The sequence below is a fragment of the Clavibacter sepedonicus genome, assembly GCF_000069225.1.
Classification (GTDB): domain Bacteria; phylum Actinomycetota; class Actinomycetes; order Actinomycetales; family Microbacteriaceae; genus Clavibacter; species Clavibacter sepedonicus.
Genome location: NC_010407.1, coordinates 2650812 through 2664848 on the forward strand (window position 1 = coordinate 2650812; position 14037 = coordinate 2664848).

At 74.5% G+C, this 14037-nt stretch carries 13 protein-coding genes and 1 pseudogene; 8 read left to right on the top strand and 6 right to left on the bottom strand.

Annotated elements, in window-relative coordinates:
• The first annotated feature begins 40 nt into the window (after positions 1 to 40).
• From CMS_RS12345 to CMS_RS12370, 6 genes are all read left to right on the top strand, one after another.
• Complete coding sequence (locus CMS_RS12345; RefSeq protein ID WP_012299771.1) at positions 41 to 1132, top strand: hypothetical protein; 1092 nt, start codon at positions 41 to 43, stop codon at positions 1130 to 1132.
• Positions 1129 to 2220: a hypothetical protein gene (locus CMS_RS12350; protein WP_012299772.1), complete on the top strand. Its 1092-nt coding sequence runs from the start codon at positions 1129 to 1131 to the stop codon at positions 2218 to 2220. Before CMS_RS12345 ends, CMS_RS12350 begins: the two co-directional genes overlap by 4 nt.
• A 465-nt stretch (positions 2221 to 2685) precedes the next feature.
• On the top strand, positions 2686 to 3579 hold the full coding sequence (locus CMS_RS12355; RefSeq protein ID WP_012299773.1) for a permease: 894 nt from the start codon (positions 2686 to 2688) through the stop codon (positions 3577 to 3579).
• Entirely contained in the window at positions 3566 to 4444 is an 879-nt protein-coding gene (locus CMS_RS12360) for a TIGR03943 family putative permease subunit (protein ID WP_106408652.1), read from the top strand. The genes CMS_RS12355 and CMS_RS12360 overlap by 14 nt, the downstream gene beginning before the upstream one ends.
• 7 nt (positions 4445 to 4451) lie before the next feature.
• Positions 4452 to 5843: a hypothetical protein gene (locus tag CMS_RS12365; protein WP_012299775.1), complete on the top strand. Its 1392-nt coding sequence runs from the start codon at positions 4452 to 4454 to the stop codon at positions 5841 to 5843.
• Positions 5844 to 6083: 240 nt separating this feature from the next.
• Complete coding sequence (locus CMS_RS12370; protein WP_041464680.1) at positions 6084 to 7283, top strand: FAD-dependent oxidoreductase; 1200 nt, start codon at positions 6084 to 6086, stop codon at positions 7281 to 7283.
• Between the two features lie 79 nt (positions 7284 to 7362).
• Here the strand turns inward: CMS_RS12370 and CMS_RS17350 are convergent, their stop codons facing one another.
• Entirely contained in the window at positions 7363 to 7533 is a 171-nt protein-coding gene (locus CMS_RS17350) for a hypothetical protein (RefSeq protein ID WP_012299777.1), read from the bottom strand.
• Between the two features lie 108 nt (positions 7534 to 7641).
• On the opposite strand from CMS_RS17350, the gene CMS_RS12380 reads away from it, so the two are divergent.
• Complete coding sequence (locus CMS_RS12380; protein ID WP_041464682.1) at positions 7642 to 8010, top strand: cupin domain-containing protein; 369 nt, start codon at positions 7642 to 7644, stop codon at positions 8008 to 8010.
• Between the two features lie 125 nt (positions 8011 to 8135).
• Here CMS_RS12380 and CMS_RS12385 read toward each other — a convergent pair whose 3' ends face one another.
• Positions 8136 to 8822: a hypothetical protein gene (locus tag CMS_RS12385; RefSeq protein ID WP_012299779.1), complete on the bottom strand. Its 687-nt coding sequence runs from the start codon at positions 8820 to 8822 to the stop codon at positions 8136 to 8138.
• Positions 8823 to 9087: 265 nt separating this feature from the next.
• Here CMS_RS12385 and CMS_RS12390 point away from each other — a divergent pair, with 265 nt between their 5' ends.
• Entirely contained in the window at positions 9088 to 9771 is a 684-nt protein-coding gene (locus CMS_RS12390; RefSeq protein WP_012299780.1) for a PadR family transcriptional regulator, read from the top strand.
• A gap of 91 nt (positions 9772 to 9862) precedes the next feature.
• Here CMS_RS12390 and CMS_RS12395 read toward each other — a convergent pair whose 3' ends face one another.
• The 4 genes and pseudogenes from CMS_RS12395 to CMS_RS12410 all read right to left on the bottom strand — a co-directional run bounded on the left by CMS_RS12395 (position 9863) and on the right by CMS_RS12410 (position 13967).
• Positions 9863 to 10117: a hypothetical protein gene (locus CMS_RS12395; protein ID WP_041464683.1), complete on the bottom strand. Its 255-nt coding sequence runs from the start codon at positions 10115 to 10117 to the stop codon at positions 9863 to 9865.
• 116 nt (positions 10118 to 10233) lie between these two features.
• A pseudogene (locus tag CMS_RS18360) lies at positions 10234 to 11851 on the bottom strand (molybdopterin-dependent oxidoreductase).
• The gene (locus CMS_RS12405; protein WP_012299782.1) at positions 11848 to 13110 is read right to left on the bottom strand and encodes a sensor histidine kinase; all 1263 of its coding nucleotides are present in this window, start codon (positions 13108 to 13110) and stop codon (positions 11848 to 11850) included. The pseudogene CMS_RS18360 and the gene CMS_RS12405 overlap by 4 nt, the downstream one beginning before the upstream one ends.
• Positions 13107 to 13967: a response regulator transcription factor gene (locus tag CMS_RS12410; RefSeq protein ID WP_041464684.1), complete on the bottom strand. Its 861-nt coding sequence runs from the start codon at positions 13965 to 13967 to the stop codon at positions 13107 to 13109. Before CMS_RS12410 ends, CMS_RS12405 begins: the two co-directional genes overlap by 4 nt.
• Positions 13968 to 14037 lie beyond the last annotated feature (70 nt).

Here is a 14037-nt window from a genome sequence, read left to right on the forward strand (position 1 = left end):
CGCTCGGCCGCGGCGCCGGGGCCCGCGACGAGGAGGCCGCATGACCGACCCGCTCGACGCCCCCGACGCCGCGCTCACCCGGCGCCTCCGCGACGATCCCGCCGCCGCGCACCGCCTCGAGGAGCTGCGCCGCGCCGCCTACGGCCGCGACGGATCCACCGCGCCGCTGGTCGAGGTCCCCGCCGACCTCCGCGCGCGCACCGGCTACGACGAGGCCCGGCTGCCGGCGCCGCTCGTGGCCCTGCTCGTGGAGGAGGCGCGGCTCGTCGACGAGGGCGCGGCCCTGCTGGCGGCGGAGCGGCCGGTGGTCGCGGCCATGGAGGCGACCACCGCACCCGAGGCCGACGCGGAGCCCGACGCCGACGGGACGCCTCCTGCGCCCGGCCCGAGCGCCCGCCGTCGTCTCCGCCCCGGCGTCCTCGCGGGGGCAGCCGCCGGGATCCTGCTGGTCATCGGCATCGGCGTCGCCTCCACGGCCGGCGCCTTCGACGACCGCACCTCCGCATCGCCCCCGACCTCCGAGGACGTCGGCTCCGCCGTCACCGCGACCTCCACCCCACGCGGACAGGCGATGGGCACCCCGGACGGCCGACGCGGATCCGTGGTCCCCGACTTCACCGCGGATCCGCCCGTCGAGGTCCCGCAGACCGAGGCGGAGCTGGCCGAGGACCTGCGCGTCCGTGCCGACCGGGCATGGGGCCTCGTCCTCGAGCAGCAGCCCGACGCGGTGCGGCCGGACGTGCGGATGGAGCGCCTCGTCGACGAGGCGGAGTTCATCGATCAGCAGGTGGCCTGCCTGCGGGAGGCGGGCGTCACGGCGTCCGTGATCGGGCAGGACAGCTACAGCCTCACCGACGCGGATCCGGTCGCCGTCTACGCGTGCCAGGTCCGCTTCCCGCAGCGCGAGGCCGGCCCCCGCACCGACGCCGAGCTCGCCTACATCCACGACTACTACCTCTCCTTCCTGCTGCCCTGCTACGCCGCGGAGGGCGAGCCGTACGTCGGCGAGGTCCCGGCCGTCGACGACTTCATCGCCGCCGTGCGCGCCGAACGCCCCTGGACCCCGTTCCCCGACGGCATGGACGAGCAGCTGGCCGCCGCGTGCCCGGTGCTCCCGGCGGCGTACCGGTGAACGCCGCGGCCTCGCCTGCCGAGGCCCTGCGTCGTCGGCTGCGCGACGATCCGGCCGCCGCCCGCGCCCTCGTCGACCTCCGCCAGGCCGCCTACGGTCGCGAGGACGGCGATGCCCCGCTCGTGGACGTGCCCGAGGGGATCCGACTCGACTCCGGGCTCGGGGTCGACGCGCTCCCCGCACCTCTCGTCGCGCTGCTGGTCGAGGAGCATCGCCTCGTCGGCGAGGGCCGGGAGCTGCTCGCCGCCGAGGCCGGAGCGGCCGCTCCGACGTCGGGACCGGCGGTGACCCCGCCCGCGTCGGACGACGTCGTGGCCACGGCCGGGCAGGCCTCGGATCCCCGGGCGCGCCCGCTCGTCCCGCGCCGCCGCCGGCTCCTCCGACCCGGCGTGTTCGCCGCGGTGCTCGCGGGCGCGCTCGTCGTCGTCGGGCTGGGCACCGCATCCGCGTCCGGCCTCTTCGTCGACGACGACAGCTGGCGATCCCAGGAGCCGACGTCGACGCCCGGTCCGCCGAGCACGCCGGATCCCCGCATCGGCGTGCCGGTGCCCGCGTTCACGGCGGAGCCGCCGGCGCGGCTGTACGCCAGCCTGAGCGACGCGGAGACGGCCGCGCGCCTGCAGGAGAGCGCGGACTCGTCCTGGGAGATGCTCCTGTCCAGGGAGCCGGATGCCCGGCGACCCGAGGTCGCGATGGAGCGCATCGCCGAGGGCGCCGATCGGGTCCGACAGCAGGCGTCGTGCCTCCGCGACGCGGGCGTGGACGTCCGGGTCATCGGAGCGGGCGACGACATCCGCCTCAGCAGCTCCGCGACCCCGTCCGTGACCAGCTACGCCTGCGAGGTCCGCTTCCCGATGCGCCCCCAGGGGCTCATCACCGATGCGGCGCTCGCGTACCTGCACCGGTACTACGTCGACTTCCTGCTCCCGTGCTACTCGTCGGAGGGCGCGGCGTACGAGGGCGAGGTGCCGGACCTCGCCGACTTCATCGCCCGCGAGCGGTCGGACGACCCCTGGTACCCCGAGGCATCGTCGAACGACGGCGCCATCGCGTTCCGCTGCCCGCAGGCCCCCGACGCCTTCCGCTGACCCGCCGCCCCGCCTGCTGAGGACGCTTCTCAGCGCGGTTAGGGTGGATCCCGTGCGCGCCCCCGTCGGACCCCGGCCCCGCGCCACGGGTCCGCGATGACGGACCGGCACGACCCGTTCGCGCCGGACGACGACACCGCCTCGCCGTTCGACCGGCCCGCACGCCCGCGCCGTGAGCGAGCGCCCCGCGCACGCCGGGACCGCGCGGCCGGGCCCTCCGACGGATCCGACGCCAGGAGCTCCTCCGGTGGTGCCGCGGCAGCCGCCACCGCGGCCGCGACGGCGACCGCGATCCGCCCCCGCGACGACCGCGCCCCCGCGCCCCCGCACGACCACGAGCACCCCCATGACGCCCCGCGCCCCGCCCGCGCCTCCCCCACGGGCATCCGCACCGGCCTCGCGACGGGCCTCGCCCTCGTCCTCCTCCTCGCCCTCCGCGCCGCCTCCCCCGCGCTCGGCGACAGCGTGCTGCCCGACCGGATCCAGGACCTCGTCACGCTCTCCGTCAGCGTCATCGTGGAGTCGCTGCCGTTCGTGATCCTCGGCATCGTCCTGTCGATCGTCGTGCAGGTGTGGGTGCCGCCCGGCGTCATCGAGCGCCGCCTGCCGCACAACCGCTTCGCGCGCCGCGCCTGCATCTCGTTCCTCGGCATGGCTCTGCCGGTCTGCGAGTGCGGCAACGTGCCGCTCGCGCGGGGTCTCGTCGTGCGCGGCTTCACGGTGCCGGAGTCGATCACGTTCCTGCTGGCGGCGCCGATCCTCAACCCGATCACCATCATCACGACGCACGCGGCCTTCGGCTGGGACGGCTTGATCCTCGTGGCCCGCCTCGTCGGCGGCTTCCTCATCGCGAACGTGGTCGGCTGGCTGTTCAGCCTCCATCCCGAGCCCGACCGCCTGCTCACCGACGAGTTCCGCGCCGAGTGCGCCCTCCCGGATCCGCACGCCCACGGCGGCGCCCGCATGCGGAAGTCGATCTCGCTGTTCGGCCGCGAGGCGACGACGATCATGCCGGCGCTCGTCATCGGATCCCTGCTGGCCGGCCTCATCCAAGTCGCCGTGCCGCGCGAGGTGCTCGTCACGCTCGGCGGCAGCCCGATCCTCTCGGTGCTCGCGCTCATGCTCCTCGCGTTCGTCGTCTCGGTCTGCTCCAACGTCGACGCGTTCTTCGTGCTCTCGTTCGGATCCGTGTTCCTGCCCGGCGGCATCGTCGCCTTCCTGGTGTTCGGGCCGGTCATCGACGTGAAGATGCTCGCGCTCATGCGCACCACCTACTCGACCCGCACGCTCGTGATGATCACCTCGGTCGTCGCGCTGATCAGCCTCGCGCTGGGATGGGGTGTCAATGCCATCGCCTGACGACCGGGACGCCCGCGCGCCCCGCGACCGGACCACGGACGTCCTCCGTCGCGCCCGCGCCCGCCGTCGCGCCGCGGGCGGCCGCGCCTCCTCCACCGTCGGCCTCGTGCTGCTCGCGGCCTGCATCGTCTCGACGCTGTGGCTCACGATCACGGGCCAGCTCGGCCTCTACATCCACCCGCGGTACTTCGTCTTCACCGCGATCATGGCGGTCATCGGCCTCGTCGCCACGGTCGCCGGCTTCGCGCTCCGCCCCGCCGACGCCGCGGAGGAGCACGACCACGACCACGGATCCCCCGCGCCGGGCGACCCCGCCGCCGCGCGCCGCTCCTCCCTGCGTGCCCGCGCCTCCCGCGTGGCCGTCGCCGCCGTCGTCACGATCACGGTCGTCGCCGTCCTCGTCCTCCCTCCGCGCACGCTGACCCAGAGCACCGTCACGCAGCGCGCTCTCAACTCGAGCTCGGTCGCCTCCGACGCCGCGCCCGACCAGGAGCTCCTCGGCACCAGCGACTTCTCGACGCTGGGCGTCAAGGACTGGTCGCAGCTCCTGGCGCAGACCACGGATCCGACGTTCTTCACCTCGAAGTCCGTCGACATCACGGGCTTCGTGAGCGCCGACCCCGACGATCCCGACGACGTCTTCTACGTGACCCGCTTCGTCGTCACCTGCTGCGCGGTCGACGCGCAGCCCGTCGGCGTCCCCGTCTACCAGCCCGGCTGGGCCTCGACGCTTCAGACGGACGAGTGGGTGCGCGTCACGGGCCCGTTCGCGTCGAACCCGAGCGCGAAGAGCCGGCAGCCGCTCGCCGTCATGCCGCAGGGCGTCGAGCCGGTCGACCAGCCCGCCGACCCCTACGTCTACTGAGCCGCCCGTGACCGACGTCCCCGCCTCCCCGCGCGCCTTCCGCCGAGCGTTCACCGCCGTGATCCTCGTGCTCGCGATCGTCTGCGGCGGCCTGCTCGCGGTCGCCGGCAGCCAGGGGCCGCGGCTCGTGCGCACCGACGTGGATCCGCTCGCCGTCGTGCAGCAGTCCCGCCAGCGGCTCGTGCTCGCGGCGAACCGGCCAGTCCAGCCCGTCGACGCGTCGCGCATCCGGATGGAGCCCGGCGCCGACTTCACCGTCGACACGCAGGCTGACCGCATCATCATCGACTTCACCCGGCCGCTCGCCTACGACGCCGACTACACGGTGTCGATCGACGGGGTCCAGGGCGTCGGCGGCGGCCCCGCGTCCGACCTCCGCACGGGGTTCCGCACGGGCGACCCGGGCATGTACGTGCTCGTCCGCGGCGGAGCGCAGGAGGCCGACCGCATCGTGCGGCAGGACGTCGCCGGCAACCGCGAGGGCGCGAGCGACGTGGTGTTCGAGGCGACGAAGATCCAGGAGTACGCGGTCGTCGGGAAGTCGCTCGTGGTGGCCACGCTCCAGGACGACGGCACGAACGGCCTCATGATCGGGGCCCTCGACGGATCAGGCCAGGTCGACCTGCCGCTCCCCGGCCGTGGCACGCTCCAGGACCTCCATGCCGAGGACGCCGGGAGCATGGTCGGATTCCGCTTCACGAGCACGGACGGCGGGCCGTACGACGACACGCTCATGGTCGACGACGTCGCCGCCAGCGCGGCCCCGACGCCCGTCGTCGGGCTCGACGGCCAGCCGATCAGCGCGCAGGCCTGGGGCTTCGTGCCCGGCCGCCCGCAGCTCGTCGCGCACGGGCAGGACGGCGACCTCTACCTCGTGACGATCGACGGGTCGTCGCCCATCGTCCCGCTCGGCCGGCACGGGACCCTCGGCCCGTTCTCCGCGGACGGCACGCGGCTCGCGGTCACGGATCCGGGCTCGACGACCGAGATCGACCTGCGCACGGCCCAGCAGACGACGCTGCCCACCGAGACCGGCGGCGGCGACCTGCAGTACGACGGCGCGATCTCGTTCGTGCCCGGCGACGACGGCGCGGTGCTCCGCGTGCGCACGGCGCTGGATCCCGCGACCGGCACCGCCACGCAGCGCCTCGTCGTGGTGCGCGACGGGAAGGCGAGCGACGTGTACGTGCCCGCGGATCCCGCGACCCGCATCACGGGCCTCACCGTCACCCCGAACGGCCGGTTCGCCCTGCTCGAGACCGTGCCGGATCCCGCGCGCGGCGCCAGCGACGACTACCCGCGGAACCCGCGCGACTCCACGGTGACCACGCTCCTCGTCGAGCTCGCGACCGGCACGGTGACCCGCAGCGTCGCCGGCTTCGAGGTCACGATCGGCTGAGGCCCGCTGGATGGTCGGGCCGCGGCGGATCGATGCGCGGGACGCCTGTGCACGGACGCCGCCGCCCGGAGGGGCCTGCGCCCACGATGGATGCGCACGGTCCCAGCGGGACGCGGACCGCTTCCCGTCCCCGGTCCCCCGCCCCTTCCCGGTCAGGCGTCACGCCGATCCGCCGGCGGGCGCCGTGCATCGACCGCGTTCGGAGGATCGCATGGCCGTTCGGAACGGAGGCGGGTGCCGATGCGGGCGCTGATCGCCGGCGGCGGCATCGCGGGTCTCGCGTGCGGTGTGGCGCTCCGGCGCGCCGGGATCGCGGCGACGGTCCTCGAGAGGCGCGACGCCGCGACCGACGAGGCCGGATCGTGGTTGCAGGTCGCGGGCAACGGCATGGCAGCCCTCGAGGCACTCGGACTCGGCGAGGTCGCGAGCGGGCTGGGCGAACCGTCGGGCCGGCTCCGGACGCACGCCGCCGACGGGCGGACCACCGCGGACATGCCCTTCGGCCCGCGACCGGGGCGGGGGCCGTCGGCGCGCACGCTCATGCGGGCGGAGCTGCACGGGATCCTCCGGCAGGAGGCCGAGCGCCAGGGCGTCGACATCATCCGGGGAGCACGCGTGACCTCCGCGGAGCAGGACGTGCACGGCGCCTCGCTCGTCACCGCGACGGGCGAGCGGCACTCGGCGGACCTGGTGATCGGCGCGGACGGCGTCCGCTCGGCGGTCCGGGCCACGATCCTCCCGCCGGATCCCGCAGCTGCCCCGGCCGCGCCCACGATGGTCGACATCGTCGGATCCGCCGCTGCCGCGTCGCTCCCCGAGGAGTACGCCGCACCCGCGGGGACGCTCCAGTTCCGGTTCGGACGGGACTGCTTCGTGGCCACGGTGGCTCTCCGCGACGGGTCGACGTGGTGGTTCGCCAACCCCCGGCTCTCGGCTCTCCCCGGGGGAGCGGCGTCGGCCGCGCACCTGTCCCCCGACGAGTGGGCGGAGGCGGTGGTGCGTCTCGCCGCTCCGGATGCCTTGCCGGTGGAGCACCTGGTGGCGGAGGCCCCGCGGCTCGTCGCCCGGCTCTCCGCACGCGCCGCGCCCCAGGCGCGATGGGGGTCGGGCCGGTGCGTCCTCGTCGGCGACGCCGCCCACACCATGCCGTCCACGTCGGGGCAGGGCGCGTCCCTCGCGCTGGAGGACGCCGTGGTCCTCGGACGGATCATCGGGTCGACGAGCTCGCCGACCGACGTCGTGGCGTCCCTGGCCCGGCGACGGGACGAGCGGGTCGCGAGGATCATCGCGCAGGGCACCCTCCTCGACCGCAGCAAGCTGCTGGGTCCGGTGGGTTCGCTCCTCCGGGACCGCGTCGTGCTGCCGCTCGCGGCACGCGACGCGGCGAGGACAGGATCGGGTCCGAGCTCCTGGATGTACGAGTTCACGGACGAGGGCTGACCCGCGGGAGGAAGACGAGGCCGTCGATGCCTCCTGCTGTGATCGCAGGTGGTGCGTCCCGGCGGTGCCGGGCGGGGTGCTACTCGATGCTGACGGCGATCTCGGCGATGCCGTCGACGAGCTGGTCGGTGACCGCGGTGGTGCCGAACGTGCTGGTGAGGAGCGAGGCGGCGTCGGGGCCGACCTCGACGGTGGTGCCCTCGAGGACGGCGTCGTCACCCTCCATGGCGAGGGACTGGGGACCGCTCACCTCTTCCCGCTCGCGACCGGCACGGTGACCCGCGGCGTCGCCGGCTTCGAGGTCACATCGGCTGAGACCCTCGGAGCGGCGGAGGATGGGCCCACGACGCATCCTCCCGTGATCGATCTCGCCGCCGAGGTCCGCGAGGTGACCGTCCACTGGACACCTCGTGTCGTCGGGCGGGTGAACGACCAGTACGTGGAGGTCGCGAAGCCGCGGGGCGAGCTGACGTGGCACGCGCACGACGCGGAGGACGAGATGTTCCTCGTCGTCTCGGGCCGGCTCCGGCTCCAGCTGCGCGACGACCAGGAGGTCGCGGTCGGTCCGGGTCAGTTCCACGTCGTACCGCGGGGCGTCCTGCACAACCCGGTCGCCGACGAGGAGGTCGAGATCGTCCTCATCGAGACCGTCACCACCGCCCACACCGGCGACGTCGTCATGCCGGGCACCGTCCCGGTCGAGCGGCAGGTGGGCGACTTCCGCTGACGCGCTCGCCCGGATCCACCCCCGGACGCGCCGACGGCCTCGGCTCCCCGGAGGGAGACGAGGCCGTCGATGCGTTCTGCTGCGATCGCAGGTGGTGCGTCCCGGGGTCTGGCCCGGGTGGGGTGCTACTTGGTGTTGACGGTGATCTTGGCGATGCCGACGACGAGCTGGTCGGTGACCGCGGTCGTGCCGAACGTGCTGTTCAGCAGCGACGCGGCGTCGGGGCTGACCTTGACGGTGGTGCCCTCGAGGACGGCGTTGTCGCCCTCCATGGCGAGGGGCTTCAGGGTCGTGCCGTCGAGGTTGAAGATGTAGACGTCCTTCATGACCTCGCCGTCGCCGACCTGGACCGAGCCCGTGAGGCGGCTGGTGCCGGGGTCGATGACGAAGTCGGTGAGCTTCACGACGGTGGAGCCGGCGGTGAGGCTGATGCCGGAGCCTGCGTGGTCGATCTCGCCCTGGACGTAGGGGCGGTAGGACTGCTGGGGGTCGAAGTACTTCACGTTGCCGCCGGTGATGGGGAACGCGAGGGTGCCGGTGGATCCGTCGAGGGTCGCGGTGCCGATGACGCCGGGGGTCAGGCCCAGGGTCGTGAGGGCGCCGGTGAAGCCGGAGTCGAGCGTGACCTTGGTGTCGACGCCGGTGAGCTTCGGGATCGTCGCGAGCGGCGTCGGGTTGGCCTCGGTGGTCGCGGTCGCGGCGGGCTTGGAGGAGGAGGACGGCGTCTCGGCGGGGGTCGAGCAGGCCGCGAGGCCGACGACGAGGAAGCCCGCGGTGGCGAGGCCGAAGACGGACTTGGTGAGGTTGCGCATGGGATTTCCTTCGCTGTGTGGACGGGGATCCGCCCGGTACCCCCGGGCGACACAGGGACTTCGGCGCGGTCGGAGGACGGGTTGGGGTCGGTCGGCCATTCCCAGGCGAACGCCAGGTTCGCGCAGCGCGACCCCGGGATGACGGGGATCGGCGGTGCGGGACGTCACGCCGGCTCCTTGACATCCGACTGTCGCCGATATATCGTCGCTACATCGCGACAGCACGCCGCGATCCCCGACATCACCTGACCGGAAGGAGCGCTCCATGCGCACCCACGACCACGACGACCACTTCTCGTCCCCCTCATCCGACGGAGTCCCCGTCGACCGCCACGAACCCTGCATGCAGCACCACCGCGGCAGCCGACCGCGCATCATGCCGGGCCACCCCCTCGCCCGCGGCTTCCGCCCGGGCGACGGCCCGGGCTTCCCCGGGTTCCCGGGCTTCCCCGGCATGGGCGGCTTCGGCGGCCCCGGCTTCGGCCCGGGCCGCGGACGCGGCGGACGGGGTCGCGCCCGCCGCGGCGACGTCCGCCTCGCGATCCTCTCCCTGCTCGCCGACGCGCCCTCGAACGGCTACGGCCTCATCACGGGCATCGCCACCAAGACGGAGGGCGCCTGGCGACCGAGCCCGGGATCCGTCTACCCCACGCTCCAGCAGCTCGTCGACGAGGACCTCATCGTCGCCGACGAGTCCGGCGCCAAGAGCGTCTACTCCCTCACCGACCAGGGCCGCGCCCACGTCGAGGAGCACCGCGCGGAGATCGACGCCGCCTGGGCCGCCACCACCGACAAGACCGAGGGCGAGGACGCGTTCCAGACGAGCCTCATGAAGCTGATGGGCGTGGTGAAGCCCCTGATGCACGACGCGACCGACGCCCAGCGCCAGGCCGCGGCGGAGAAGCTCGACGAGACGCGGCGCGCGCTGTACGCGATCCTCGCCGACTGATCCCGCTCTTCGCCGGCACGCACCGGCGCCCGGCAGACGACGACGGCCCCCGCTCACGCGGGGGCCGTCGTCGTGCACGCGGGCGGGCGGGTCAGCGGATCGCCGCCCCGGTGTCGAGGTCGTCGCCCGCCTCGAGGTCGGGGCCGTCGGACTCGGTGATGTCGATGCCCAGGCCGCCGTCCGCGTCGTCGTCGTCGACCGGGTCGTCGTCGAGCGGCACGACGCGCTCGGCGTCGATGGCCTCCTGCGCCTCGCGGGCGTCCGCTCCGACGAGCTCCTCCTCGTCGACGCCGGTGTCGTCCAGGTCGCGGTCGGCGGGGTCGCGGGGGTTCTCGATGTCGCTCACGGTGCTCTCCTTCGCTGGTCGATGCGGCGCGCTCGCGCCGTGCATCGACGGTACGCGCCCCGGCTCCGCGCGTGCTGGCCGGATGCATCCCGCGAGCGTCGGGAGGTGGGCTCGGCTCAGGAGACGCCGACGGAGATCCGGTGCCAGCCCGTCGCGCCGTCGGGTGCGGGCGGCGCCTCGTCGGAGGTCTGCGTCACGCCCGTCGTGTCGGTGGCGCGGACCTCGACGCTGTGGGATCCGCTCGTCGCGTCCCACGCGTACGACCACTGCCGCCAGGTGTCCGCGCCGACGCCGTCGCCCAGGGTCGCCTCGACCCAGTCGCCCTCGTCGACGCGCACCTCCACCTTCTGGATGCCGGTGTGCTGCGCCCACGCCATGCCGGCGATCGCCGTGCGCCCCGCGTCCACGCGCGCGCCGGAGCGCGGGGTGTCGATGCGGGAGCCGGTCTTGATGGGGCCGCGCTCGGTCCAGCCGCGGGTCGACCAGTAGGCGACGTCCTCGGCGAACGTCGTCACCTTCAGCTCGGTGACCCACTTGGTCGCGGAGACGTAGCCGTACAGGCCGGGCACGACCATCCGCACGGGGAAGCCGTGCTGCTGCGGCAGGGGCTCGCCGTTCATGCCGACCGCGAGGATCGACGCGCGGTCGGGATCCGTGAGCGCCTCGAGCGGCGTGCTCGCCGTCCAGCCGTCCTGGCTGGTGGAGAGCACCATGTCGGCGCCGGCGGTCGGCTTCGCTCGCTTGAGCAGGAGCCGGATGGGGTAGCCGAGCCAGAGCGCGTTGCCGATGAGATCGCCGCCGACCTCGTTCGACACGCACGTGAGCGTCGTCACGTGCTCCTCGAGCGGCAGGGCGAGCAGCTCGGCGAACGTGATCTCGACCTCCTGCTCGACCATGCCCGTGATCCGCAGCTTCCACGATGACGCGTCGACCGACGGCACCTGCAGCGCGGTGTCGATGCGGTAGAAGTCGGTCGCCGGCGTGAGGAAGGGCGCGAGGCCGGGCACGCCGAGCTCGGCGGACGCGGGGATCGCGGCGGCCGGCGTCGCGGCGCGCGGGAGCACGAGCGTGCGGCGGAAGTCGTCCACGCGGGCGGAGGCGGCGTTGAGGCCGCGGGCCACGGATCCGGCCACCACGGAGACGGCACCCGCCACCACCGTCATGAGGAGGAAGGTGCGGCGCTCGAGGCGGGCGCCCGCGCCCGGGGTGAGCGGCGCGCGCGGCCGGGCGGGCGATGCCGCGCACGGGCTCCGCGACCGCGGCCGCCGCGGATGCCGCGCGATCCGCCGCGTCCCGCCAGTCGCGGAGGCGGTCGGCGCCCCGGTGGAGGATGAAGACGCCCGCGATCATGCCGACGATCGTGGGGATCGCGACGGCGCCCGTGGCCCCGGCGCGCGTGGTGGCCGCGAGCACGGCGACGCCGGCGAAGAGCGCGAGCACCACCACGCCGAGCGGCGGGCGGCGCACCTGGAGGATCCCGGCGAGCGCGGCGGATGCGAGCACCACGACGCCGAGCACGACGATGAGCGCGACCTTGTCGCCCGTGCCGAACAGGGCGATCACCGTGTCCTTGACGCCCGCGGGCACGAGGTCGATGACGAGCGCGCCGACCGCGAGCACCGGGCTCGCCGCCGGGGCGACGAAGGCCGCGGCGATCTCGGCGACGGACAGCACGGCGAGCGCGGCAACCACCCCGAGGAACGCGGACCACCAGCGGAGGGCCGCGCGGGTCACGAGGCGACCGGCTTGCTGTACGGCAGGATCACGTCGAAGCGGCAGCCGCCGTCGATGTTCTGGACGGTGACGTCGCCGTCGTGCGCGCGCACGATCCCGCGGACGATCGCGAGGCCGAGCCCCGCGCCGCCGCCGCCCGACGCGTAGCCGCCGTCGTGCGTGCCCTCGGCCTGCACCTGGGGATCCGGCGGCGTCGCCTCGACGGGCGCGACCGGGAAGTCGGGGCCGAGCGCGGTCTTCTCCGCGGCGCTCTTGCCGTACGCGCGCGGGGTGCGGGATCCGGTCGACCGCCAGCCCGCGTCGAACACGCGCGGGAGGTCGGCCTCGGGGATGCCGCCCGCGGTGTCCTCGACGGAGAGCACGGCGAGGTTGCCCGAGTCGCGGTGCGCGGAGATCACGATGCGGCCGCCGGGGAGCGACTGCTGGATGGCGTTCATCACGAGGTTGCCGACGACGCGGGAGAGCTCGCGCGGGTCGCCCTGCACCACGAGATCGTCGTGCGCTGTCTCGCCCCGGAGATCGACCTTGCGGGCCTGGGCGACCGGGCCGAGCTCGGCCACGGTGTCGCTGACGATGTCGTAGAGGGAGACGCGCTCGACGGCGAGCTCAAGGCTGCCCGAGTTGATCCGGGAGAGCTCGAACAGGTCGTCGACCATGCCGTTGAGGCGGTTGGCCTGCACGCGGATCTGGCGGAAGTAGCGGTGCTCGTCGTCGACCATGCCGTCCTCGAGCGACTCCGCCATGGCGCGGATCCCGGCGAGCGGCGTGCGCAGGTCGTGCGACATCCACGCGATGAGCTCGCGGCGGCTGCGCTCCTGCGCCTCCATCCGGTCGCGGGCGTCGGCGAGGCGGCGGTTGGCGGCGCTGAGCTCGCGGGCGAGCTGCGCGAACTCGGTGCTGGTGGGACGTCCCGGCTCGACGGCGGCCTCCTCGCCCATGGACGCGGCGTAGCGGCCGAGCTCGCGGCTGCCGCGCACGAGGGTCATGCCGAGCATCGCGGCCATGACGAGGGAGACGAGGGCGGAGACGGCGGCGACGGAGAGGAACGCGGTGAGGCCGGCGTCGTCGACGAGCATGCTCGCGGTGACGGCGACCATGCCGCCCACGACCGAGAGCACGGCGGCGAGCGCGACCACGCAGATCTGCAGCACGAGCGAGCGTCTGCGGAGCGCGCGCAGCAGCACGCTCGCGCCGAGGCCGACGACCGCGGCGCAGACGAGCGCGGTCAGGACGACGATGAGGAAGGAGTCGGCGGTCACGCGTCGGCCCCGGCGGAGGGGGCGGGATCCACGGCCTCGGCGTCGGCGTCGGGCGTCGCGGCGGCGGACGGCGCGGGCGCCGCGGCGTCCGGGTCGAAGCGGTAGCCGACGCCCCAGACGGTGCCGAGCAGCACGGGGTGCGCGGGATCCGCCTCGATCTTCTCCCGCAGGCGCCGCACGTGCACGGTGACGGTGGAGAGGTCGCCGATCTCCCAGCCCCACACCGAGCGGAGCAGGTCGTCGCGCCCGAAGACGCGGCGCGGGTTGCGGAGCAGGAAGGCGAGCAGGTCGAACTCGCGCGAGGTGAGCGACAGCATGACGCCGGCCTGGTGGATCTCGCGCGCGCCGAGGTCGAGCACGAACGGGCCCGCGACGAAGGGCGGCTCCGGCACGGCCTCGGGCACCGTGCGGCGGAGGACGGCGCGCACGCGGAGGACGAGCTCGCGCGGGGAGAAGGGCTTGGCGAGGTAGTCGTCGGCGCCGGCGTCGAGGCCGTTCACGCGGTCCTCGCCCTGGCCGAGGGCGGTGAGCATCACGACGGGGACGGGCGACTCGGGGTGGTGGGCGCGGATCCGCCGGCACACCTCGAGGCCGTCGAGGCCGGGGAGCATGCGGTCGAGCACGACGAGGTCGGGCATGCGCTCGGTGGCGACGCGCACGGCCTCGAGGCCGTCGGCGACCGTCTCGACCTGGAAGCCCGAGGCCTTCAAGTAGCGGCAGACGACCTCGTTCACCGTGGGGTCGTCCTCGACCACGAGGATGCGGCGGCCGCGCAGCGGATCCGGCCGCGAGGGATCGGGCCGCGCGGGGTCGGGGCGCCCGGCGTCGGCGCGCGCGGGATCGTAGGTGGGACTCACCCGGTCAGACTATGCGCGGTCCCTGGGCCGGACCCCGGGGGTGTCCGGCTTGCGAGCGAGCCGTCACCCC

What these genes read in the sequence shown, in the direction of transcription:
- CMS_RS12345 (WP_012299771.1), top strand. Translation starts at nt 41, where the DNA reads ATGACCGACCCGCTCGACGCCCCCGACGCCGCGCTCACCCGGCGCCTC.
- CMS_RS12370 (WP_041464680.1), top strand. Translation starts at nt 6,084, where the DNA reads ATGCGGGCGCTGATCGCCGGCGGCGGCATCGCGGGTCTCGCGTGCGGT.
- CMS_RS12360 (WP_106408652.1), top strand. Translation starts at nt 3,566, where the DNA reads ATGCCATCGCCTGACGACCGGGACGCCCGCGCGCCCCGCGACCGGACC.
- CMS_RS12385 (WP_012299779.1), bottom strand. Translation starts at nt 8,822, where the DNA reads ATGCGCAACCTCACCAAGTCCGTCTTCGGCCTCGCCACCGCGGGCTTC.
- CMS_RS12390 (WP_012299780.1), top strand. Translation starts at nt 9,088, where the DNA reads ATGCGCACCCACGACCACGACGACCACTTCTCGTCCCCCTCATCCGAC.